The 23,051-nt window shown below is 45.2% G+C and carries 27 protein-coding genes; 9 read left to right on the forward strand and 18 right to left on the reverse strand.

The window, feature by feature from the left end; translation table 11 throughout:
* Position 1: 1 nt before the first annotated feature.
* From MKQ70_RS32505 to MKQ70_RS32540, 9 genes are all read right to left on the reverse strand, one after another.
* A complete protein-coding gene (locus tag MKQ70_RS32505; protein ID WP_248079147.1) occupies positions 2-322 on the reverse strand; it encodes a DUF4133 domain-containing protein in 321 nt (106 codons plus the stop codon).
* 423 nt (positions 323-745) lie between these two features.
* A complete protein-coding gene (locus MKQ70_RS32510) occupies positions 746-1,108 on the reverse strand; it encodes a DUF4134 domain-containing protein (RefSeq protein WP_248079149.1) in 363 nt (120 codons plus the stop codon).
* 136 nt (positions 1,109-1,244) lie between these two features.
* A complete protein-coding gene (locus MKQ70_RS32515; protein ID WP_248079152.1) occupies positions 1,245-1,724 on the reverse strand; it encodes a hypothetical protein in 480 nt (159 codons plus the stop codon).
* A gap of 163 nt (positions 1,725-1,887) precedes the next feature.
* The gene (locus MKQ70_RS40290) at positions 1,888-2,205 is read right to left on the reverse strand and encodes an RteC domain-containing protein (RefSeq protein WP_282457825.1); all 318 of its coding nucleotides are present in this window, start codon (positions 2,203-2,205) and stop codon (positions 1,888-1,890) included.
* Complete coding sequence (locus MKQ70_RS32520; RefSeq protein ID WP_282456925.1) at positions 2,103-2,729, reverse strand: RteC domain-containing protein; 627 nt, start codon at positions 2,727-2,729, stop codon at positions 2,103-2,105. Before MKQ70_RS32520 ends, MKQ70_RS40290 begins: the two co-directional genes overlap by 103 nt.
* Positions 2,730-2,886: 157 nt before the next feature.
* Complete coding sequence (locus MKQ70_RS32525; RefSeq protein ID WP_248079155.1) at positions 2,887-3,876, reverse strand: hypothetical protein; 990 nt, start codon at positions 3,874-3,876, stop codon at positions 2,887-2,889.
* Between the two features lie 5 nt (positions 3,877-3,881).
* A complete protein-coding gene (locus MKQ70_RS32530) occupies positions 3,882-4,067 on the reverse strand; it encodes a hypothetical protein (RefSeq protein ID WP_248079158.1) in 186 nt (61 codons plus the stop codon).
* 98 nt (positions 4,068-4,165) lie between these two features.
* A complete protein-coding gene (locus MKQ70_RS32535; protein WP_248079162.1) occupies positions 4,166-4,360 on the reverse strand; it encodes a hypothetical protein in 195 nt (64 codons plus the stop codon).
* Positions 4,361-4,473: 113 nt separating this feature from the next.
* Positions 4,474-4,701 carry a hypothetical protein gene (locus tag MKQ70_RS32540; RefSeq protein WP_248079163.1) on the reverse strand — a complete coding sequence of 76 codons (228 nt, stop codon included), beginning with the start codon at positions 4,699-4,701 and terminating at the stop codon, positions 4,474-4,476.
* A gap of 594 nt (positions 4,702-5,295) precedes the next feature.
* On the opposite strand from MKQ70_RS32540, the gene MKQ70_RS32545 reads away from it, so the two are divergent.
* From MKQ70_RS32545 to MKQ70_RS32565, 6 genes are all read left to right on the forward strand, one after another.
* Positions 5,296-6,279 carry an AraC family transcriptional regulator gene (locus MKQ70_RS32545; RefSeq protein WP_248079167.1) on the forward strand — a complete coding sequence of 328 codons (984 nt, stop codon included), beginning with the start codon at positions 5,296-5,298 and terminating at the stop codon, positions 6,277-6,279.
* 191 nt (positions 6,280-6,470) lie between these two features.
* Positions 6,471-6,776 carry a hypothetical protein gene (locus tag MKQ70_RS32550; RefSeq protein WP_248079169.1) on the forward strand — a complete coding sequence of 102 codons (306 nt, stop codon included), beginning with the start codon at positions 6,471-6,473 and terminating at the stop codon, positions 6,774-6,776.
* Positions 6,777-6,805: 29 nt separating this feature from the next.
* Positions 6,806-7,114: a hypothetical protein gene (locus MKQ70_RS32555; protein WP_248079171.1), complete on the forward strand. Its 309-nt coding sequence runs from the start codon at positions 6,806-6,808 to the stop codon at positions 7,112-7,114.
* A 67-nt stretch (positions 7,115-7,181) separates the two neighbouring features.
* Positions 7,182-8,510, forward strand: coding sequence for a serine/threonine protein kinase (locus tag MKQ70_RS32560; protein ID WP_248079173.1), 1,329 nt, complete (start codon positions 7,182-7,184; stop codon positions 8,508-8,510).
* Positions 8,511-8,740: 230 nt separating this feature from the next.
* Positions 8,741-9,142 carry a MauE/DoxX family redox-associated membrane protein gene (locus MKQ70_RS42985; protein ID WP_372490163.1) on the forward strand — a complete coding sequence of 134 codons (402 nt, stop codon included), beginning with the start codon at positions 8,741-8,743 and terminating at the stop codon, positions 9,140-9,142.
* A 334-nt stretch (positions 9,143-9,476) separates the two neighbouring features.
* Entirely contained in the window at positions 9,477-9,791 is a 315-nt protein-coding gene (locus MKQ70_RS32565; protein ID WP_248079175.1) for a hypothetical protein, read from the forward strand.
* Between the two features lie 827 nt (positions 9,792-10,618).
* On the opposite strand, the gene MKQ70_RS32570 is transcribed toward MKQ70_RS32565, so the two are convergent.
* The 9 genes from MKQ70_RS32570 to MKQ70_RS32610 form a co-directional block, all read right to left on the reverse strand.
* Positions 10,619-11,119, reverse strand: a complete 501-nt coding sequence (locus tag MKQ70_RS32570; protein ID WP_308199581.1) for a TlpA family protein disulfide reductase — start codon at positions 11,117-11,119, stop codon at positions 10,619-10,621.
* A 262-nt stretch (positions 11,120-11,381) separates the two neighbouring features.
* Positions 11,382-12,065: a hypothetical protein gene (locus MKQ70_RS32575; protein ID WP_248079178.1), complete on the reverse strand. Its 684-nt coding sequence runs from the start codon at positions 12,063-12,065 to the stop codon at positions 11,382-11,384.
* A 10-nt stretch (positions 12,066-12,075) separates the two neighbouring features.
* The gene (locus tag MKQ70_RS32580; protein WP_248079181.1) at positions 12,076-12,576 is read right to left on the reverse strand and encodes a RagB/SusD family nutrient uptake outer membrane protein; all 501 of its coding nucleotides are present in this window, start codon (positions 12,574-12,576) and stop codon (positions 12,076-12,078) included.
* Positions 12,577-12,725: 149 nt separating this feature from the next.
* Positions 12,726-13,484: a RagB/SusD family nutrient uptake outer membrane protein gene (locus tag MKQ70_RS32585; protein WP_248079184.1), complete on the reverse strand. Its 759-nt coding sequence runs from the start codon at positions 13,482-13,484 to the stop codon at positions 12,726-12,728.
* Positions 13,485-13,494: 10 nt separating this feature from the next.
* Entirely contained in the window at positions 13,495-14,634 is a 1,140-nt protein-coding gene (locus tag MKQ70_RS32590) for a SusC/RagA family TonB-linked outer membrane protein (RefSeq protein ID WP_248079186.1), read from the reverse strand.
* Positions 14,573-15,343, reverse strand: coding sequence for a TonB-dependent receptor (locus tag MKQ70_RS32595; protein WP_248079188.1), 771 nt, complete (start codon positions 15,341-15,343; stop codon positions 14,573-14,575). The genes MKQ70_RS32590 and MKQ70_RS32595 overlap by 62 nt, the downstream gene beginning before the upstream one ends.
* A gap of 14 nt (positions 15,344-15,357) precedes the next feature.
* The gene (locus MKQ70_RS32600; RefSeq protein WP_248079190.1) at positions 15,358-16,986 is read right to left on the reverse strand and encodes a TonB-dependent receptor plug domain-containing protein; all 1,629 of its coding nucleotides are present in this window, start codon (positions 16,984-16,986) and stop codon (positions 15,358-15,360) included.
* 1,134 nt (positions 16,987-18,120) lie between these two features.
* The gene (locus MKQ70_RS32605; RefSeq protein WP_248079194.1) at positions 18,121-19,647 is read right to left on the reverse strand and encodes a FecR family protein; all 1,527 of its coding nucleotides are present in this window, start codon (positions 19,645-19,647) and stop codon (positions 18,121-18,123) included.
* Positions 19,648-19,828: 181 nt separating this feature from the next.
* Positions 19,829-20,416, reverse strand: coding sequence for an RNA polymerase sigma factor (locus MKQ70_RS32610; RefSeq protein ID WP_248079197.1), 588 nt, complete (start codon positions 20,414-20,416; stop codon positions 19,829-19,831).
* An 875-nt stretch (positions 20,417-21,291) separates the two neighbouring features.
* Here MKQ70_RS32610 and MKQ70_RS32615 point away from each other — a divergent pair.
* From MKQ70_RS32615 to MKQ70_RS32620, 3 genes are all read left to right on the forward strand, one after another.
* Positions 21,292-21,621: an RNA polymerase sigma factor gene (locus MKQ70_RS32615; protein WP_248079200.1), complete on the forward strand. Its 330-nt coding sequence runs from the start codon at positions 21,292-21,294 to the stop codon at positions 21,619-21,621.
* A gap of 13 nt (positions 21,622-21,634) precedes the next feature.
* Positions 21,635-21,835, forward strand: coding sequence for a sigma-70 family RNA polymerase sigma factor (locus MKQ70_RS42990; RefSeq protein WP_372490051.1), 201 nt, complete (start codon positions 21,635-21,637; stop codon positions 21,833-21,835).
* Between the two features lie 158 nt (positions 21,836-21,993).
* The gene (locus tag MKQ70_RS32620) at positions 21,994-22,866 is read left to right on the forward strand and encodes a hypothetical protein (protein ID WP_248079203.1); all 873 of its coding nucleotides are present in this window, start codon (positions 21,994-21,996) and stop codon (positions 22,864-22,866) included.
* Positions 22,867-23,051 lie beyond the last annotated feature (185 nt).

Below are 23,051 nucleotides of genomic sequence, written 5' to 3' on the forward strand. Positions count from 1 at the left end.
ACTAAGTTTTGGAGAGAGTGAAAAATACCTTTCGGCTGCTACAAGAAATAGCGGGAGGTATCTTCTTATAGGCACCGGCTTTCATCAAACCGTATTGCCCGTATTTGCGTGACAGCTTATATGTCTGAGAGAACAGCCCACACCCTAATCCTCCAGTATACAAGATGCACACGTAAAGAGATACCCCCGCTATGTACCCTACAGCAAACAGCAGCATGAGTAGTACGAGCCCGCCACCTAACCACCAGATGTACTGGGCTCGCAGGCCCTTAAATTCAATGGGTCGATTGATTCCTCTGTTGATTTCGTAGACCGTACTCATAGCTGTATTGCGTTCGGATATTTTTGATAATTATTTTAGTGATGCCAGACCTTCTGTTATAGTGATGGGTGAAGGGCTGGCGATAAATGGTTGGTAAATGATAGGCGCAATAACGTGTAAGGATAAACGACTTAAACGGTAGTGCAACTAAATGTTGCCCGCCTTTTCCGCAAATGATTAGCCGGGCGTTGCTGGTACTGGCCTTCTGCATGATGTTGGTGCTTGTTGCCCGATCCGTTGCGGTGCGCCCTTCAAGGCCATCGCGCAAGTAGTAAGCGGGTAAGTTTGCCACATGCAGCCTGCACTTCACCGGTTCCGCAATTCCTGTTAGAGAAGGTGCTCTTCGAAGGTGTTGCCAGTACCAGCGGGCTGTTGGCCCATGTCGTCCGGCTTTATGATGGTTTCAGTAACTGGCGGTCGGCGTTACTGAATGCCGAAAAATCCTTTTAATATGGTGGCTACTACAACCAGAAAAATGCAGCTGCCAAACCAGCTGGTGGCCACCTTGGATGTATCCTGTTCCCCGCTGTTCCACTTGTTGTAAACCTTTACTGCGCCTACGATTCCGAGGACTGCACCTACCGCATACATGAGGTCAATGCCGTAATCGAAATACCTGGTAACTTCCGTGTAAGCGTTGGTGAGACCTTCTTCTGCATTTACAGGCTGGGTTTGGGCGATGACAGCTGCCGAGATCAGGAAGCAACCGAAGGCACAGTAATCTGCGGGGAGGGGACGAAGCAGCGAAAGCTCACTGGCGATCGCCTTTCTGAATTTTAGTAACATATTCTGTTGATTTTGATCGGAGTAAAAAAGGTGGTATGAGTGCCGGCCGTTGCTGTGCCCTTTGTCGCAGGGGGACACACCTTCCGGTTGCCCGGGTAGCCGGCCCCATACCTATTTTGGCGCATTGATCAGGCTTTTAGCTTACTGCAGGCCACAGGCTGCGTACTTTTGAAAGTGATATCGTCAGGCCGCAATCCTGCAGGGCCGCACGGATAATCATGTTCGATATTGCTTCACGTTGCTCGTCGTTAGTTATTTCCGGGTACCTGTTGATCACCTGTTGCACGGCTGTCAGTAGTAGTTCTTCTGTTGTTACGTGTCCGGTATTGGCGGTCAGGTCGCCGATCTCCATCGCCAGGTTTTCAATGGCCTGCAGCTCTTGTTCATTTTGTTCCTGCTGGTCATCATCGTCGTCAGTATCTGCTGTTATGTCCTGATAATCGCGCGAGTAGTTCGGTAACTGTTGCGGTGCTTCTGGTCCGCGGATCTGCGTCGCTTCCGGCGTTGGGACTTCAGTTACGTTCCAGACTTTTTTAGGAGATGGAGGGGAGCGGTCGGTTTTGTCTACGGGTTGTTGTCCTTTGGCGATGTTGTATCGCACCAGAACAATGGCCACCCAGAGCAGATATCCACATCCGACAACATACGTGAATTGCGCCCATGTAAATGATGAAAGCATGTCGATTCGATTTGATAGCTGATAATGTTTTGAACGACACAAAAGTGGCCAACTGACGAGGCGGTATATGCGAGAAATTGCTATGTAGGATAAAAAAAAGTTAAGGGGCGTAGAGGTCATCATTGTCGATACGGCGTATCAGCGCTGTTTTCAGGCTATCCATAAATGGTGTGCGATTCTTTTTGCGCAGGCGGATGTCTTCGTAGGTGGCGTAGATGTTGGCGATATGAATGCCGAATGCCTGTTGCAGGATTTCGCTGACGGACTTAATGTCCAACCCGGCCCCGAGGGCCTGGCTTTCAACCAGCGCATAAATCAGTTCAGTGAGATCGGCCTTGGAGGCGCGCCAGATAATTTCTGGGCCTGCGGGGCGCACGGTACCGGTGTTTGGGAAAAGGATATCGATGCGTGCTGACAGGTAGGTTTCAAGTTCCCGGCACGCGATGATAAGGGCTTGTTCAAAGCTGCGGGGCTGCGCACGGCAGGGTCGGTCAGTAAAAACATGGAAGAGGGGTGGAAGTGGAGCGCGCCACCCTGGCGGCAGAAGTAAAGTTCGTCCAGGTAGGAGGAGGAGAGTTTCCAGTAGGTGTAGTGGTCCTGGTTGAGGGTCAGGGTGCGGTCGATCTTTTTGTAGAAATGGCGATAGTAGTCAACCTTTCGGGTATCCGGTCCGCTAAGGCATCCCTGCTCGATGCGCAGGATCTGGAAATGGAGCAGCAGTTGGCTTTCGATGGCCGGAAGGTGTTCTTTAAAGAAACGGATCTCTGCGGCCTGGTCGGCAAACGCCTGTTGGGCAGCCGCCGTCCGTAATTGGTAGAGGTGATCCTGGATGATGTGCAGGCGGGCGGTTATCGTTGCCAGATCGCCGTTATGGACGAAGGGAATGGGCAATAACTCACGCTCCATCGATTCGACGATGGCGCCCGTTGTGGTAGGGAACATCAGTTAAAATTTAGGTGTGAATAAATGTGCGGGCAGGATTAGTGGCAGTGGGTGCATGCAGTTTGCCAATGGACAGCACGAAGGTGGCGGAAATGAAAAAACCGGCAATAGAGCCGGGTTGTAACCCCGAGGGGGCAAGTGCGCAAGACAGGGATAATCAGTTAAAATCGCGCAGGTGGTTATAGCCTTTGTAAAAAATATGTTCTCTTACAAAGTCGTTGGCTTTCTGGTCTTTGTTGAAAAAGCTGTTGCGGATGGCGTCACGGGAAAGATCATCTGTTCCTTTGGTGGCAAATACAGCAGCGATGACGGGGAAAAAGGCAGAAGTGTTATCAACGTTAATGATTTTCATTTCCATCAGTGCCCGCAGAAATGAAATGAGCTGCTGCCGGCTGAGGTTTACCGGAATTTTGGGTACGGCGGTATTGTTGATATTGATGCCGCCGAATATGCCCTTTTTCATCAGGATTTCCATTTCCAGATTTAGTTTTTCCTGTTCAAACCAGATGGCATTGGATTCAACAATGGAAGGCAGGTCCGGGTGCAGGGCGACCTTGGAGCGCACAGGTACCTGGTTCATGGTTTTAATATAGAAACTGAACAGTTTTAGCTTACTTTCCACGTCGGGGCCTTTTCTTTTTTCTTCTTCTTCGAGTTTTTCCTTTATACGTTTGGCGCAATAACGGAGATAAAATGGCGAGTTGAAATTAAAGGAATGCAATAGCTGGTGGGCTTCGAAGTTATAGTCAATGTCCGGCTGCCTGGCGATGTTGACAAACTCGTCGGATAGCCTTGTCAGGTAATCGATCAGCTGGAAGGTGCCGTTTTCCGGGTGCTTAACAAAATCTTTGTAAGGCTGAAGCAGCACCGCTTTAAGTCCAGACTCCATGCCGGGCATGCTGGCTGCTTTGGTCAGTTTGCGGATCTGGTTTCTTATAGTGTCCTGTAGGCGGTTAAAGCTGGAGAAAGGCAGGGGAAGACGTTGGTCGAAGTATGCCGGAAACTGGGACTGAATAAAAAGCAGCAGTTCTTCCAGCTGGAGCGAAAGCCGGAGGTATTGATCTTTTCCGGATCCGCGTCTGGCCGCAATATATCGGCCGTAGAGCATCTGACAGTAATTGGAAGCCTGCCGGGCGTGTTGGTCCACGTATTTTAGCGCCGTTTCATGAGAGGGGCATGCCGGTACTGTCTGCAGCAGGCGAAGTCGAATTTTTTGACCTCTGCTGCCAGGGCAGTGCTGCTGGGCAAACCATCTGTACTTGTTTCAATAATGGAGACGGAAATCCCGTCCTCCATGCTGGCAATGATGGTGTCCAGCTTTGAGAACTCATACTGCATATAGGCGGATTTTGGTTACTGGCTTATAAGGTGGTGGGTGAAACAGTAAGTCAGTGACGGTTTTCCAAACAGAAGCAGGATTGGAAGGTGGAAGCCCTTTATTGTGCAGCAACTACAGGGGCCACCAGTTGAAAGGCCGTGCAGGTTAACACCAGCGGGGTATCGCTGCCCTGCTGCTGCGGACCAACTATTGAAAACCCGCAACGCAGCAATATGTCGATCCACTCGATATCCGCAGAGTAAATAGAAGCATCGAGCTGGGTGGTGTCAGCAAAGCTGAAAAAGTACGACAACGCGCATACCAGGCCGTGAACAGCGGTAGGCGGATGCGGGATCAGTGGAGCGTTGATGATTATCTGGTATCGATCCGGATGGAGGTGGCCGGCAGATGTTACTTTCTGAACGTCTATCTGCAGCAGGGGGCATCATTGCGGGTTACAATAAAAGACTGTAGATCGTCTCTTTCAAGATTGGCCATATAGCTTTGGTGCAGGTCTGCCAGGTAGTTGGTGTTGTGATCGTCGGTGTCGGTATGACGATAGGGCGTGAGCCATTCCATGATCGTCATTTCATCCTGGTCGAGTACAAAAAGGCGAATCGCATAAAGATCGGTCCCTATGAGAACGGATTGCAATGGTGCTGCCTGATACCCTTCAGGGATTATCTCGCAAAGGCTGGATAGAACATGAGGATAGGTAATGATTTGGTGTCGCATTGTTTTCTGGTTTGGATAATCAATTAAGTACCGGGCAGGCGCTATCCTTTCTCAGCTTTGAGAAAGGATAGCAGCATACCGCTGCATGGGTTGTTTAACGAAGAGCCATAACCGAGGGCCGATGCAAGGCGGATTTTTGGGTGCGGATTTTAAAAGGAAAGGAAAAGTTGCTACCAGGTGGAAAAGGCGATGTTGAACTGTTATAAATTTAGTGTAGTCGTGACAGGTAATAAAAAATAATACGACCATATAGGGGTAAGCCCTTACCGATGGATATTTTTATTTGACAAGGATCAATTAACATTTCTTTACCGAAATACTCCTGAAACCATTATTGAGGCAATGTAATTTCGGATTGTTATTACGCAATGATGACCTGAAGATGCTCAACGCGACAGTTGCCGGCGCCTTCTGCAATGATCCGACCCTTTTCTCCCGACATTCCACTTCTATACCCATCTTTTAACTTACGGTCAACTGCCGTGGCAGCTGGCCGGTATTAAACCTTGTCTTATGGCCCTACACCTTGTTAGCAAGAAGGCCGGTCCTGTGCAAGTGGAAAATGTATGGCCGGAAAAGGTCAAGCAGTTTCTGATAAACGATGCGGAGGTCCAGTTAACGTCCTGGAACGGTAACCTGCTGTTGATGCAGGAGAAAACCAGCGGTCCGTATGGGATTCACTTCATTGATATTTTTACCGAGCAGGTTGATGAATTGGTATCGATTTACGAAAAGCCTATTATTTTATTGCATATCTCATTGGAGGGGACATTGGAATTCCGGCTGGAAGGCCGCAAAGATCCTGTCGTCCTGCATGAACGCGGTTTAATGGTTACTCTGGTACCCAATCTATCGGCAACCGCCACCATGAAGCCGGGGCGCCACAGGTCGCTGGCTTTATGTATCGGCGCTGAGCTCTTTTGGGAAATGGTGGCCCAAATCCCCGGTCTTGACCAGGCCCTCGTCAGAAAAAGACCCGGGGATTTGTTTTCACTCACGCGCCATCCAAAAATTGCCAACAGTCAGATAATTGAATTGTGCCGCTATATCGGCAATGCCAGGGATGGAAGGGACGTGCTCTCGCTTTGCCATCAGCTGGTAAAAGGTGTGCTAACGTTACTCAGTACCCCGGCCCAAGCTATAGGGCTTTCCCAAGACAAGATCGATAAGGTGTATTTGGCGAAACAATGTATTATCAATAACCTGAAGGAGTGTTACTCATTACAATCGATTGCAGAAAATGCGCAAATTAGCGCCCGGCAGCTGCGTAGTTGGTTTCCTGCAGTTTTTTCAATGACAACGATGCAATTTGTGATGGAGGTAAGAATGAGAAGGGCAGGGGAGTTGCTGCTGCAAGAACCGCGTTTAACCGAAGACGCTATAGCGGAAATGATAGGATATACAGATAATGGCGGGATGAGAAAAGCCTTCAAGGCTCATTACCAGATGTTACCGAGCGAATTCATTACCAAATGCCCGAAATACTTTGTAAAGTAGTCATCCGGTGCGGATTTCGGAGGGGTGAAAGTTTGGAATTGCATACAGAGTGGCCCTATCTTTACTTCAGATCACAGCGCAACAATAACCCCAATCAACATTCTCCTGTAGATAAGCTCTACCTAATAGTATTCGATATCTGATCCGCTACCTGTTTCTGTATAATACAGAAATCTTCTAAAACCCAAAATATGTACAACTTTTTGAAGTCGAAACTTTCGGCCCTGGTAGCTATTGCCGCTATCCTGGCAGCTGTTACCGCCAGCGCAGCGCAATCAAAAACAGATATCTGGTACGAGGTGGTATCTGAAGATGCAACGGATTACTACGTAGGTGATGATCTGACGGGGCTGGTGGAAGGAGAACATTATATATGCATTGAGGCCAGTACCAAATGTAAGATCAGGGTTCCGGTATATGCCTCCAATGGAAAGGTTTCAAAGACCGTGGTCATTGAGGTTACAAACGCCGCCAGATATGAGCGGACAAACCCATAAAGCCTTTTTTAACCCTTAAAATACCGACGATGCGCAGATTATTGAAAATGTTACCGCTACTGATGCTCGTGCTTGCCACGACCACAGCTTTCGCCACGATGGCAATCAACAAGGTATGGATCTGCTGGGGAGTATTGTATGAAGATTCAGTATGGTTTTATGTCGACAGGGATGTGACTGGTGAAAATCAAGGAGAAACCTATTACTGTATTGAGAATCCGACCCGCGTATGTGTGATTTGTTCGGATGTGGCGCTTGATGCGAATGGACGAATTGCAAAGGTAAATGCTACGATCCTGTTCTATGGGGAATTTATCGGAATTGCCGATAAGAAATAGGAGGATTACTGCAAATCATAAACGTACGGACAGCGGTGAAACTTAACGGAAAAAACAAAACCATCACATGCAGAAAGGATCAGCATACTTTAAGAATAACACAGTCAAGGCCAAGGTAAGTAAGCCTGCTGTAGTTAACGGAGGGCATTTTCTGATGGGGAGTTTGCATTATCCTACCAACCCGTATTTCCAATTTGTGACTGACAAAAATATTTTGGACTATACCATCCCGATAGATCAGCGAAAGGTAAAGAGTAAAAAAATAAATGAATGGGTATACGTTGGTGAGCCCTGTTATAATAATGTGTGGTGCCTTTTTGTGAGCCTGGTAGCTCACTCTACATATACTTCTCACCGGGATGTGCTGGGGTATTTGCTCGACAATGAGATTTCGTTTCGGATGATTAAAGGCTTAAATGAGCACTACTTTTTAAATAATGGTGCTTTCGGGGATGGAGAGGTCGGAAAGGTCTTTACAATATTCCCAAAATCAATTTCTGACGCCCAGAAGATAGCTTTTGACTTAAGTGGTTTGCTGGCCGAAAGCGCCGGGCCTGATATTGAGAAAGCTGTAAAAATAGGAAACTGCCTGTATGCCTCGATAGCAAAAGTGAGTGAGAGTGTGGAAGATGGTGCGGTAGTTAAGATTACGAACTTTTCGGTTCCTGGCAGAAGAAGAGATGTTCCGTTCGAAGTGACAAAACGGGACTGGAAAAGAACAAAGCGCAGGTTTTTCTTAGGAACGTGGTATGCCCCTACCCAGGTTTTAAGGACCAGTGCAAAGGGAAATGTTTACCGAGCCATTAGTTGGAAGTACTTTTCTTTTAAGGATGTAATTATTAAGGAAGCGAGGCCCAGTGCGGTTGCGGACTCACTATTTCGGACATCCAGCGATCGAATAGCTATGCAGGCGAGAGTGACCAGAGAGATACAAGCAAAAGTTCCCTGTCCAAAGTTTGTGGATTACTTCGAACAAAATGGATACAGCTACTTTGTAATGGAGGAAATAAAGGGTGACCCGATAGTAAAGATCATTATGGAAGAGCGAGGTGGTCAAAAGTGGAGGGAAATGAGTGCTGAGTCTAAGAACAAACTTATAAAGTTATTTGCCAATGTACTTCTCGTTGTGAAAGCTATGCACGGTGCCGGATATTATCACCGTGATATCACAGCAACTAACTTTATCCTGACGCCGACAGGGGAGATGAAGGTGATCGACCCAGAACTCTGTTATGGATTTAAGAAGGAGAAGCCGGAAGCGCCATTCTTTTCAGGAACACCGGGCTATAGGGCGCCAGAACAATTTGCCTACCAGGAGCCAACGGAGAAGGAGGATATTCATTCATTGGGTGCGTTATTGTCTTTAATTGCGACGGGGTGCATCCACACTTATTGATGCAGGTGGCAGATAGACGAATAGAAGAGTATCTCGTCAGAAACACGGTTGACCGGCAGTTAACTGATCTTATAATATCCTGTATTGACAAAGACCCGGCAGAAAGACCCAGCCTTGATGTTCTAATCGGCGAAATTGATCAGATAACATACAATTAATCAAAATGGCATCAATCCCCTTATTTCTAAAAAAATACGATTTTACCTAAGCCCTCTGTAAAAAATGTTATCATTGAGGTGTTTTCCTCACTGCTCATCTTAATGTTCATATATACCGCAGCCAGTAAGCTGATGGACATTAAGAGCTTTATCGGATCAATAAACAATCAGCCATTTGATAACAGATTTACACCATACCTGGTGATCGGGTTACCTGCATCTGAAATTATAGTCTCCGTATTGCTGGCGTTTGCAAGGACGAGGAAAGCCGGATTTTGGATGTCAACAATAATGATGACTGTATTTACCGGGTATATCTCACTTGTACTTGCTGGTGTTTACGATCGACGCCCGTGTTCATGCGGTGGTGTATTTAATAATGTGACTTGGCCACAGCATCTCTTTATTAATATAGGCTTCCTGATTATCTCTCTATGGGGGCTTGTTTTGAGTTGGAAAAGAATGAATAACTGATCAAAACTAATTACATGAAACTTCTTGTCGTATTTCTCGCGGTTCTGTTGTCTGGCTTTCGTAGCCAACAAACAAACGATGATCTTACTTACGCCTACGGGGTATGGGGGACCGCTTATTCCGGCCTGTACTATATTATTACAGATTTAACAGGTAAGACTAATGGAATTGACTATATCTGCCTTGATAATCCTTCCTCGGAATGCACAATAGTTTCCGAGTATTTCCCAATTTATGATTGGAGCACTGGTCTATATCTCGTGCCCGTAGCGGGAAGTACTGTTACTCAACATGGCGATTATTTTGGCCTTTGATAATATTTAAAGCCTACGAAATGAAATGTTTGCCTTTTGTATTCATGCTTGTTGGGGCCATCTTCTCAAGTTGGTCAGCCCTAAAATTTAGTAATGAGGATACATACACGAACTATGGAGTAGCTTTTTCAGACGCCAATTACTATTATGTAGCTGAAGATTTAACCTTAAAGGAAGAAGGAACCGACTACTTATGCTTTGAAAATGAACGAACATGCGTAATCTCCTCAATTGGAGCACCAGATGAGGAAGGAAAAATATCAAAGGTTACGGCTCTTTACATTAAGGAAGGGGAGTTTTTAGTTTTTCAAGATAAAGCCGGCTTTGCCGAATAAAGATATTCTCGAGAATAAATTCCACAATTTTAAAACTTAAATTATGAAAAAACAAGCCATTCTTCCATTGGTTATGTTAACGATTGGGATCTGGGGGCGTTTGCTTTCAAGCCAGCACCAAGGTTTACTCAAACACATGGAATATTGCAGGAAACAACAACTCAGTACCAAGTGGAGCTATTACCTGGAGCGGTTGGCGTCGCGTATGATTGTGATGCGGCATTTACGACTCGTAAATGCACAGTACAGATTGACACAGGCTCACCCGATGCTAATGGATGGATTGACAAGGCGAATGTGACGCCTTCTTCTGGTAATGCAAAGTACATACGGCTTTAAAGCGTCGATTGTCAGTTAGTATTTTCTTAACTAAGTATTGGGATGTATGATCCTTAAACATCCGCAAAGGTTCACTTAATCATTTTTTACCTAAAAAATTAAGTTTATGAAAAAATTAGAAATGCTATTAAGCTTCTTTCCATTTTGGCTGTAATAGCAGCAGCGTTTGCGTTCAAGACAGAAACGTTCACAAATAGTTACGGTGTTATCGCCACTGCAAATTCAGGAGCTTCTTACATAGTGACCAGTCTTACGGGTAAGGTGCTCGGCGAGGATTATGACTGTGACGATGAACATCCCTTGAATACATGCACGATCTCTACAGAGTCTAATGCGGTGTTTGATCAAACATTGCAAGCTTACATTGTGCCTGTAAGCGGGGCGACAGTAACCGATCGTGGCGATTACTTCGAATATTAAAGGATAAGGGCGCCAATTATGGCGCCCTTATTTAATTTTAAATTAGGATTCGGCTAATAATGTGTCTATTACTTGTTCAAGTTCCAACGGGTTTTTAGATCGATAATTCTTTTTGGACGTACAATTCTCCCCTTTTTATCAATTAAAACAGGCCAAGGATACCCTCTAACTTTATAGAATTTAATAATGTCATGAGAACTCCCTAATCCGTCCGTAAAAAGATTTATACTGCTTAATGACGTGTATTCTCCTGATTCGACGCTTTTTAACCAGTTTTCTTTACTTCTATCAACTGAGATTTTTACAAAGACTATGTCCTTTCGGCTTTTATATTTCTCTTCTAAAAGTTTTAAACATTTCTGATAAAACATTTTACATGGCCCGCATCCCGTAAACCAAAAATCGACAAACACAACTTTTCCCTTCATGCCGTCAAGGGTAACTCTTCTGTTATCAATATCTGGTAAGTTGAATTTGAACGCTGCTTTGCCAGGCTCACTATTCTTGTAGGCTTCTAACTCCGTTCTATAAATTAAATCTATGTTAGCTCTTTTTAATGTGTTTTCTATTAAGCTATCATAATTGGGGGTTACTGTCCTATAATAGTAAAAAAGTGAGACAGCGCTTTATCCTTTACTTTCCCATCTGGTAAGGCTTCTAATTCTAAATACATTTTGATATAGTCAACGGTTCCTAAAGAATCCATTGAATTTATTGAAGCAACGGTTGAAATATAAGCAGATAGACTTTTTGAAATTGGAAGAGTTTTTTGGGTAAAAAGGTATTGACTATCTATTTTTATATCTTGGATAGCCTTGTTTCTTTCACTTATTAACGGGGTTTTAGGATTTGGCTGGTAATTTTTATTAAAGCAAATTTCGTTTTTTCCGATTGATCTTTTAATACATCAATATAGAAGAGAGCGAGTACATCGTCTGATATCTTTCCCTTATATTTTTCCAAGATATGGATTGAATTTATAATGCTTGTTCTACAGCTATTTTGATTGTTATATAGCCCCTCTTTGAAAATTGGTGAAAACTTATTTGTTATTCGACCGACACTATCCAATTCTTTTAAACATTTGTATTTAAGGCTGCCAATACCTTCGATTTTTCCTTTTTCACTATCTTTAGCATTGCGCATAACTGTCGCAGGTAGCGAAATGGTTAATGAATCTCCTTTTTCTATTGGTAAAATGTCAATTATAGGATAGTAGAATAATGTTCCTTCTGTATTACCCTTAGTTATTATATTAAAATATGCAGTAGAGTTCTTTAAATTAAAAGTAAATTTCGCTTGTCCGTTTTTGGTTAATGATGTTATCGTTTGGCTCGTCTTGTTTCCAATTGGTTTATCGTCAACGGGCTCATCATATAAAAATAATAAAAGTGTATCGCTGTCTTTAATTCCAGGAATTTCCACTGTTACATTGCAAAACCTATATTTCTCCTTCGGTAACTCATAAATAAAAGATGTTAGAGCCACCGCTATTATTGCGAGTACTGTTTTCATGCGTTTGAGTTTATCGTATGTTCTGTTCGAATTTGTTAAGATTTATTTCTATCTGCGGGAGCGGAAGTGCATACCGGTTAGATCCGGGTTTTAATTCGTATAAGTCACTTTCTAAAACCCTTTTTAATATAGTCTCAGTTTCTTTCGCGCCATTAAGTCTCCTGAGATCTTCCCATCTGATTGTAGAAGTGAACGGAAATTCTTTTCTTCGCTCTACAAGAATTGTTTTTAATGCAGTTGTCGGATCAGAGAAGTCCGGCAGAATATATTTGCCGGTTTTATACCTTTTGACCATAATTTTTTCAAGAGTGGTCCTTGCTGCTAATGCATCACCTAACCTCAATTGGCTTTCAGCAACTATGAAGTATAATTCGTTGTTGGCGAGTCCTGCGAAATACTGGGTAGTTCCGGTATATGTCCCCCTGAATACAATTCTTTTTGGATTTATTGATATTGTTCGATAGAATAACAACTTTCTTAGATCATTTGAGTCGTAGTTGTCGTAGAGCAATGTATCAATGTAAGCTCTGTTATTAGCGCGGAAGTTTGCGTAAGTACTCTGCGTAGCATGGAATATTACTTCTTGGTTCCCTGCTTGAAAATTTGGAAATGGAAATGCAGGTGCGCTATTTATAGCGTTAAAATCATAGAGAAAATCATTTATGGATAACGCCGATTTTGCTGCTGATAAGGCTTTGGCGTATTCGCTTTTGCCAATGAAATCTTAGCCTGAAGTGCAAATGCAGCTCGTCTGTTTGGTCTGGTGTTTTTTTCTGAAAATTCGGATAGAAGCAATGTTGCCTCGGTTGCTAAATTGTCTATTTCGGTATATACCTCCTGAATTGTATTTCTTTTCAACTTCTCATTTACATCTGGAGTATTTTTTATTGGAATTCCCAGGTTCTCGCTGTTTACCGAATATGGGAGAGCATAGAGTTGTACTAAGTTATAATATCCCAATGCCTTAAAGAAAAAAGCTGCGCCTTTAATATTATCATGTAATTTGGCATTACTGACGTTGCGATCTACTTTAGATAACTTTTCTAAGACTTCATTACAATATGATATCATCGCATAAGCATTCGCCCAGTCGGCCGGAGTTGATCCTTCAAAAATATCTTTGTTCCAGACGTATGTGTTTCTTTCGGTAACTGAATTTGCTTTCCAATCTGCCGGAACATAAAAATAGTTGTCGGACGACATTGACCCCAAAGCAGTGTACCCCGAATTTAGAATATTGTCATTGTTTAGAAGTTTTTGGAGGTCTTCCAGTTCTTTCGGAATAACATCGCTTTTGTTATATTTTGTGTCGAGAAATTCATTTACCTTTTTGCAGCTGATTAATGTTACGGAAAGGCAGCTTATTATTATTGCCAACCAAGTTCTGCGACTGTTCCTCTTTAATTTATGTGACGTCATAGTGATTTTTTTAAAGATTACATTTAATTCCGAAGGAAAAGGTCTTCGGATTCAGGAAGGAGGATTGTTGCTGGTCTGGATCCAGACTTACTTTGCTTGCCTTCCAGATTACCCCTAAGTTGTTTGCATAAAAGTATAAGCCGAGATTTTTCAGGTAAGCGGTTTTTAAAATTGTGGCCGGAAAGTCATAGCTGATCCTGACATCCTGAAGGCGGATGTGGTCTGCCTTCTCGACAGTGTACTGAGAATACCTATACAGGGCAGAACGATTGTTATTTGTCAGATACACCAGAGAGGGCACCGTTGTTGTGGTTTCATCGCCTGTGGCCTTCCATGCCTTGTTTATATCCTGGTGAATGCCATTCGAAGCAAAGAGATTTTGGTAGTTTAGGTCGACAGTTTGCCTCCTGTAGAAATACTTAAACCGGTATAGGAGATTAGCCGATATCGAAAATCCTTTATAAGAGAAGGTGTTAGCCAGTGAACCGTGAATGAGCGGCCTGGTAGAGCCGTGATAGATAAGGCTGTCCACGGAGGTGTTGTTGATAATCGATGTATAGTCTTTACTTTCCGCCTTTCCAAGATAACCAATTGGATCACCGTTTGCGGGATCTATTCTCGCCATTCTGTAACTGTATAAGCCATATATTGGCTTTCCTTTATAAAGTGTTCCAGCTGGATCAGATGCTATATCGAGAGTTGTACGCTGGGCTGTATAATCGAGCACTTTTTCTTTTACATAACTAAATATAAAGTAGGTGCTCCAGCCCCAAGCACCAGTGATATTAATGGAGTTCATTCTTAAATCCAGTCCCTTGCTTTCTGTTTGTGCAAAGTTGCCCCGGTAGGTAGTGAAGCCAGAGCTGGGGGCAATAGATATTTCCTGAATGAGGTCAGTCCCCTTTTTTCGATAAACCTCGATCGTTCCAGTAAGGCGATCTTTTCTCAGTTTCCAGTCCAGTCCAATATTTGTCTGCTTTACTTTCTCCCAGCGAAGTTCTTCATTAGGAGCAGATGTAATTACCCCATAATTGAAGTTGGTTAAGGCACTTACCTGGCTGAGATTTGCCACCAGGTAGGCTGAACCATTATAGACATTTCCGTTGTAGCCAAAGGATGAGCGCAGTTTGAGGTAGGGAAGCCAGTTCACTTGGAAGAATTTTTCCCTGCTGATATCCCATCCTGCTGACACAGTACCAAGCGGCGTGATCCTGTTGTTGGTTTTTACAGAAGATATTGGCGCCGTCCCTTCTGCCTGTCAGCCCGACGGAGTATTTATCGTTATAGGTGTAGGTCAGATCGGCATAACCAGATACCCATCGTTGAGTGGTTGCGGATACTGTATTTGTTAATGGAGGGATCGTGCCTCCGGTGCCTCCAGTCTGGGGGAAGAAGGTGATGTAGTCTACTACAGCAATGGACGTTCCATACTCGTCGTTGTAACCATAAGCAGTACGAGGATAGGACTCTGTATTGGTCTGGCGAATTTCCGCGCCTGCAATGTAATTTACCCTATGACGGTTAAACGTTTTTGAGCCGGCAAGCTGCACTCGGAAGTTGTTGGAAACAAGCGTTGTAGAGTTGGTCGAAAGAATCCCGCCTCGAGGAAAGTTGTATTTAAAAACCTTGGTGGTATCGTTGTACTGCGTAAAGGTGTTGATCAGGTTACGGGTGTAGTAAGTTTTGTCGCTTTGGTAGTTTCTGGTATCGATGGCCTGCTTTTCGTTCTGGTACAGTACATCAAAGTCCAGCCATTTGGTGAGTTTATATTTGAGGTTCAGCTTCAGTACGATGCTGGTACGTTTAGAGGTGTTATCGTTGAGGAAGATTTCGTCATACGGGCGGAATTTCCAATCCATGAACCCTTTGCTAACTACGCTGTCAACAAAGGGGTTCTATGATCCCGAACCAGGGCCAGCGCGCTGCCGTCTGGCCCTACGAGGTCTCCATACGAATAGGGCCGTCCATTTACAGCAGGCATGTTTCCAAGCGTGAACGGATTATTGTTAGTTGTATTTGCCTGAGAGAATTGCAAGGACGCGGTGAGCAGCAGGTTCTTCACCGGGGAGTAGGTGTTGGAAGACATTACCGAAATGCGGTTGTTTCGGTTGCCTACGGAATTTTCCCGGGCCTGGTCATATCCTACACTGAAGTAATAGGACATGGAAGGGCCGCCACCAGTGACGTTAAGAGCATATTGTTGCACTACGCTTTTTCTCAGGAAGTACTTGGTGTAATCGTCCCTGATGTCGTTTTTACCTAAAGCCGTCAGCAGGTCAGTGCCCTGTTGCTGGGTGAGTTGCCCGGTCTTCACCTTATTCATGATTTCCACGGCTGGGGAGATGGAGGGGTAGTTGATCTTATTGGCAAGGTTATTATTATAGTAGCCGTTGTCAAACAACACTTTTTCCAGCCCGATGTAGGTGGCACCGTCTACAAATTTCTGGTCATAGGTTACGTCCGGCTTGTTGCCGATGGTGACGTTGCTGTTGAAGCTGATGGAGGCTTTCTGATTGAAACGACCACGTTTGGTCGTGATCACGATGACGCCATTGCCGGCGCGGGCGCCCCACAGGGCGGCCGCCGCCGCGTCCATTAGCACGGTGACGTTTTCCACATCGTTCGGGTTCAGCGACCCGAGGTCGCCCTCGAACGGAAAATTATCAACGATAATGAGCGGGTCGCGGCTCACGAACGGGGACAGGGTATTCTGGCCACGGATCGTGATGCCGTACTTCGACCCGCTGCCGGTGGCAGAAGGGTTGAAGTACGCGCCGGGGATCACGCCGTTGAGGCGGGAAATGATGTCCGGTGTTACACGGCGATTGAAAAGCTGGTTATCGACGGTAACCACGCTGCCATTGACGCGGTTTAGTGATAACTCCTGAAAGCCGGTGTTGGCTTTGACCTCGATGGTTTGGAGGTCCGATACGCGGACCTTCAAACGAATGTTCATATCGTTTATGTTGCCGGAGGCGGAGAACCGATAGGGTTCGTAGCCGATGCTGGAGATCACCACCCAGCTTTTTTCTTCCACGCCCGAGATGGTAAAGTAGCCGTCGTCGTTGCTGGTGGTGGCCTGTGTCCGGCTGCCCACTACCCGGACGGTTGCCCCCTTTATCGCCTTACCATCTTCGGTGCGGATGTAGCCGGAGATGGTAACGGTGGCTGGCGGAACCTCGGTGTCAGCCAGTAGGTCCGGGCCTCGGCGCATTTCCAGAATAATGCCCGCATCTATTTTGCGAATTACAAAGGGTTGTCCTTCTGACAGGCGAGCCAGTACCGTCTCCAGCGGGGTGTTGTTAAATGTTATCGTGACAGGTTTGGCACCTGCTATAAATTCATTTCTGTAGAAGACGTCTGTTCCCGTTTTGTCGCGGAGTTCGTCTAATACTTGTTTCATGGTGGCATTCTTGTAATTGGCCGTGATATTCTGTGCATCAGCGTCGAAAGCTGAAGCCTGCAGGGTGGCAAGCAGAATGAGGAATAAAGACAGTTTCATAGCCATAAACAGTTTTAGGGCGCGCGCATACCTTGGCCGGCATCGGCAGTGTTTGGCAAAAAGCATAACTTTGTCGAAGTTTTAGTTTTAAAAATGGTGACAGGAGAAAACGGAACCGTTTTGAAGCCGAAACATATCAGTAGATCGCGCCGGGTACCATCCGGTGCGATTTCTTTTTATGTAGGGATCAAAATGGTGTTAACGATTAGATTAGCATCATAAGGGACATCACTGTCTTACAAAGTCATACAGGCAATTGCGCTGGGATATCATGCTACTTAATCAGACCCTTAATAGAATGCTCAATTACTGGTATCCGTGCAATGGGATATTGTTTCCTTTCTCATATTGTTGCCTTATAAGCACGGTCATAGCCAGTAATGGTTTCTTCTTACGTTTTTTGGCTTTTCATGTAAATCAAGTTTTAAAGTTATCAATTGGGATATATACTATCTGCTATCTAAGCATAATATTTGCGCACATGTATTGCAGCTTGCCGCCTTTCCGCCGCCGTCGGCGGCTGCCTCTTTGGATGGAACAAAGGGCAGCCAGGCGGTGATGAAAAAGCGGAAGGGCAATACAAACGTTAGGGAACCAGGCATTTCTACTGGACACCTTCCTCGTAGGACATGGCTAATGGTCTAATGGATGGCTTTTATTTTACCAGATAATTTTGGGGATAGCAAGCAACGATGAACGGTGTTCGTCGATAAAGGATTTAGGGAGAAACAGGCAGGCAGCGTATCGATCGGCATGGACGTATTGCCATGATAATCACTACCTGGAGACCTTTCCCAATCTGGTGTATGATGTAGTTGTGATAACAGCGGCGGATTTTCGGCGATCCAGCCACCTGCTATGTTGTATTCACATGATAAGTATCTATTCATTATATATGACTCGATCTATTTTGCTGTTCTCAAGGTTTACAGGAAGAGGAAGCGAGATGCACTTCCTCTGCACTGGTAGAAGTTTTTGATGCGTTTTAAGTTCCAGACGTAGCCGTTGAAACGGCGCCGGGGGTACGATTTAATATCCCATTTCGAGATATATAACCATTTGTTGGAAAATCTAAATCCTTTGGTCAGTACTACTTGCTTATGTCAACTTCTTAAACCTACCAATTATCAACTGTTATAGTATTTTTAGTCGCTGGCCGTCAAGTTCATACCTGACGCCGGAGGCTGATAATAGTTCAAGTACTTTTTCCAGCGAGGAGTATCGGCTAATAGTTCCGGAGAATCCGCCTGCAGGAGGTTCGTTCAAGTAGGTGATCTCCAGTTTGTACCAGCGGGCCACTTTCTTTAAGATGCTTCGTAGCTCCTCATCCTGAAAGACAAACAGATCCTGTGTCCAGCCGATGGCGGCTTTCATGTCAGGGTGCTGGTTAACTTGAATGTCGGATACTGCTTCTCTTACTATCGCCTGTTGTTTGGGCGCCAGCAAAGCGGAATGGTGACCGGTGGTGATATTTACTTTGCCCTCTACGAGGGTGGTGGTAACGGTTTGATCTTCTGGGTAGGCGTTTACGTTAAAGGTTGTTCCCAATACCCGAACGGTTACGTCGCTCCTTCCATTGGCTCCTTTGATGCGCACCAGAAAGGGCTTGCCGGGATCCTTGGTTACATCGAAGAATGCTTCGCCTTCCAGTTCCACTATGCGTTCCTTTTCGGTGAAGGCCACGGGAAAGGTTATGCGGGAGCCGGCATTAAGCCGGATTTTGGTGTGGTCCGCCAGTTCAAGGCGGTATTCGCCGCCTGCAGGTACGCGCAGGGTGTTATAGGCCAGACGGAAGCTGCCAGCTTGCCCTGGCTGATAGACAAGCTGTCCCGCCTGGCCATTAATTTGAACGCCCTGTTTGTTGAGAGCAAAGTTGGAATTCGCTGAATCTAAATTGATACTGGAGCCGTCGGCCAGTTCCAGCACAGCACTTGCCTGTCCTGGACTGATGGCCTTCGCGTTCGTCATGGCATGTTCCGGCGTCTGTGCCGGGCGTTGAACTGGCTTGTCGTGCCGGAATATATAATAAGAGGTGCTTAGTACGATGGCAATTGTGGCCGCCACAGAGAGCATGCGAATTATCCTTGTTCGCGCAGGTGGTATTGTACCTGTCTGATGTTGATGTGCGCCACTGTCAGTATTGAGTTGATCATCGGTTGAACTTAGTTTAGAGGTTTTCTTAATAAGTTCTCCGAGAATTTTTTTTTCCGATTTGTCGAGCATGCCGTAAACGGCTGCCAGTGTGCTCTTATCAACAATTTTATGATATCCGGCTTCATGGGCAGGGTTCTCCGCTCTCCAGTCGGCAAGGATCTGTTGTTCTTCTGCTGTAAGTTCTTGTTCCAGTAGCTGCTTGGCCAGAATAGGCGCTATCTCCCTGGGCCGGCTGGTGATCAGTTCAAATTCACGATACACCTCATCACATTCCACGGCCCAGTTATGAAGCTCCGCGAGTTCTTCAGCAGAGAGTTCTTCCTGCCTGATGTACCGGGTAATTAGCCGGGCGACATCTTCGGTAACCAATAATTCAGACGGCAGCACCGGGTTGACCTGGTGGTCATCCCGCCATTGCTGTATGATGTGCAGTTCTTCAGCGGTCAGCTCTTTGGTTAAAAGCTGTTTGGCAATGATGGCTGCGATAATGTCGTTGCGGTCGTTCATTGAAGCGATTTTGGAAAATGCTGAATTAATTGTGCCTCGCCGTTTACTTCCGTTGGTTTGTCCATTTTAGACCTACCGTCGTAAAGGATACGTAAGAGGTTCCCATTATTGCCGATATTTTTCAAAGAAAGTTTGAAGAATTTTCGGAATAATATCTAACAGTTTGAAAATGAGACGTTTACTATCGGAGTAAAATCAATAGAATAGCGAGTTGCGATTGGGGGAATGACCGGTATTTTTCGGCCAGCAGTTTCTTTAAAGATGTTTTTATATGCCCAACAGTACTGGCGGACTTACCGATGATATCGGCTACCTCCTGATTGCTTTTTCCGCCCATAATTCCTTCCCAGAATACCGTCTGCATCTGCGGAGAGAGCGTGGTAACGTACTTGAATACCAGTTCCAATACTTCCGCATGGACGGCAGCGATATGAACGTCATCGTTGGAGAGAACGCCTGATTCCTTAATGTCGTTGAGTCTTCGTTGATCTGATTTGATCTTGCGCAGGTTGTCGATGCAAAGATTCCTTGTTATATGGAGAAGATAGTGGACCAGGTGTGGTTCGCCCTCGATGGTTTCACGGTTGAGCCATAGGCGGTAAAATGCGGTCATAACGATTTCTTCGGCATCCTCGTGGACGGCCAGCGTCAGGGTACTGAGCATTATTCGCCTGAAGTAGGCGCTGACTATGGATGTAAATGCCTCTTGGTCTCCCTGCTTGAAGAGCCTGAGTGTGTCGTCATTAACCATGTTTTCTTGCCGGTTCATATAAAGCGTATCTCCAACGGTTTAGGTGGTACGATCTGGGCTAAATCATTTTTGCAGGGAGAGAGAATAAAGGTATACGTTGATTCTGGTATTCCACTGTCAGGCAAATGAAAAAGCTGGATAGCGTTTAACGTCGATAGGTGATAAGGTTGGAAACATCCGGAGCATCGATTCATAGCGATGGTGACAGCTGCAATTTAGAAGCCACACCAAACTGGCTATGGTAGTACGGGCAGGAGCATTCTCTTATTGTTCAGCAATTATTCCAATGCCAAAATAGTAAATTTTTTAAAACAGAAAATAGACAAAGATGGGCAGTGGCCGGATATAATTAATACCGATATGTTGTAACCGGTATAGTGCTGCATGTTTTTGAAGGAAAGCGTGAAAACGTTGAACATTCTTCAATACAAACCGCACAATCTTGATAGTTCAAACGGGCCATTATTTTGTCATATTAATTAATGGGGGTAATGTTGCACATACGTCAGCGACTGCTGCCGTTGGACCATCCTTCCTCAGTATATAATGCCCTCCCCTGGGAACCTGGCGGAATATTTCTGCCTGCATTATTATATACAAAACTTCTGTAAATGTTGAACAACCGATTTGGAATTGCGTTACCCGCCTCTTGGCTTGAGCCCTATTCTTTTTGCAGCCCCGCGCTGTTTTTCATTTTAACGTCAGCCGTTTTCTTACTCCCAATTTTGATCCATCTTATTTTAAGGTACCGGTTGTCTGGTCATGAACCTGAAGAGCGCGTTTAGCCGCTAAACATACACGAAAGTTGTGTCATTCAATGCCTTATGGTGTTGAGGGAGATAGTATGAGCGAAACTTAACCATTCTTATTCACGCGGTTACTTTAATCCTTATATGGTCAGAAAAGACAAAACGCAACCATTTGAAACCTTAACGCCGGAAAAGGATCGTGAGCTCAAGGCCATCGTGAAACAATATAGGGAAGTAATAACGATCCACCTGTGCAGGGCGATGCGCGATTGGGAACTTGCCCAGGAATTGTCCGCCGATGTATTTATAGATGTCATCGTGAAGCTGGGCACTTTCGAGTCCCCGGCACAAACGCGGAACTGGCTTTTTCTGGCGGCGCGAAATAAGGCGGTCAGCGAGTTCCGGAAGTGGTCAGTGGAACGGCGTAACAAAAAAAGAGTACCTGCTTGTCAGCAGTTGGAGCGAGTCTGCTGATCAGGGAATGGAAATGGAAAATCTTCATACAGAGGTGATGGCCAAGGTCATGGGCACGCTCCAGATATTGACACCTCGGGAAAGAGAGGTAATAAGGTTGCTATACCTAAATGAGATGACGGTAGAAGAAATAGCAGCTAAAATGGGAGTAAAGAAAACCAGGGTTTATAATTTGAAGAGTAATGCACTAAAGGTTATTAAAAATAATATATAAAAATCTCCCCAGAAATCGGTGAAGTCGCATTCCTTTTTGCGAAGTAATCTATGAGGTCACCAATTGGCATGACCGTACTAACCGATACCTTACCAAAACACATGGCCAGTATCCAATGGAGCAAAGCGTACATCCTTTCGTAATCAAACTGCTGCATTATGGATATGGTCAAACACCTGGGGGTGCTGTTTTCCCTCGCTGGTGGCTATTTAATGTTGCCCACCTTGCGAAAGCCGAAGGAATCCAAGATACCGATGCAACTACAAAATGAAGGAATTCTTTTCGGGCAAGACCTGCTTTTTCCTGGCCTGCACTATGAGACCACCGAAGGGGTGGCGATCGGCAAAGCGAAGAAGGGTACTGTAAGCACGAGGAATATCTATATCAATGACGGCCGCATCCAGGTAACCAACGCCACTCCGGTGGAACTCTATCTTATTGCTCTGCATAAGTCGGCGGAGTATATTCCCTATAACAGGGCCAGGATATCGATGACGGTGTATGACGAAAAACGTTTTTTCCCGGATGGGTTAAAGAAGGAGTATGTTGATGAGGTGGAGATGGAAAAGTGGCGAAGGGATTATGGCTTTCATTATGATCGCGTCTTTTCCCTTCAGGAGCGCGTGAGTAAGTGGGCGTTAATGCTCAATGATCTCAATCAATACTTTGGAAAGCGTTACCGTATAGCAGGGAGTATTGAGAAGGTGCCAACGGACTGTTTGCTGCTTAAGCATAACAGGCGTACGGAGATACCGTTCTATACCGGAAAACGGGCTACCAAATTAGAAGATGGGAAGCTCACTATTCAATGTAACAGTATCGATGCCCTTGTTAATTGGCTGGATAACCGGTATCAGTTTGACCCGGGGTTGCCCATCATCGACAGGTCATATCATGGAGGCGGAGTGGTCCTTACCTTAAAGGCGGACTTTTCAGATTTTTCATCCATAAACGAGGCATTGATAGAGCATGGTTTGTCCCTTCAACAGGAATTTATATCCATTGAGAGGATGGTAATAAGAAGTAGATAGGCGGTCCCAGCCCGTGTCCATTATATACTTGGTGCCACCGCCACTTGAAGGATATTAGGGATAAAGGCGGTGGTCCAGAAAGCCGTTCCGCATCTTGGGTAAATACATAAGATAAGGACGGCGGCAGCTCGGGTTCTGCCCGGGCTGTTTTTAATGAAATGTTGAATTTTAATACCAAAAAATGG

This window comes from Chitinophaga sedimenti, from assembly GCF_023156195.1.
Lineage (GTDB): Bacteria > Bacteroidota > Bacteroidia > Chitinophagales > Chitinophagaceae > Chitinophaga > Chitinophaga sedimenti.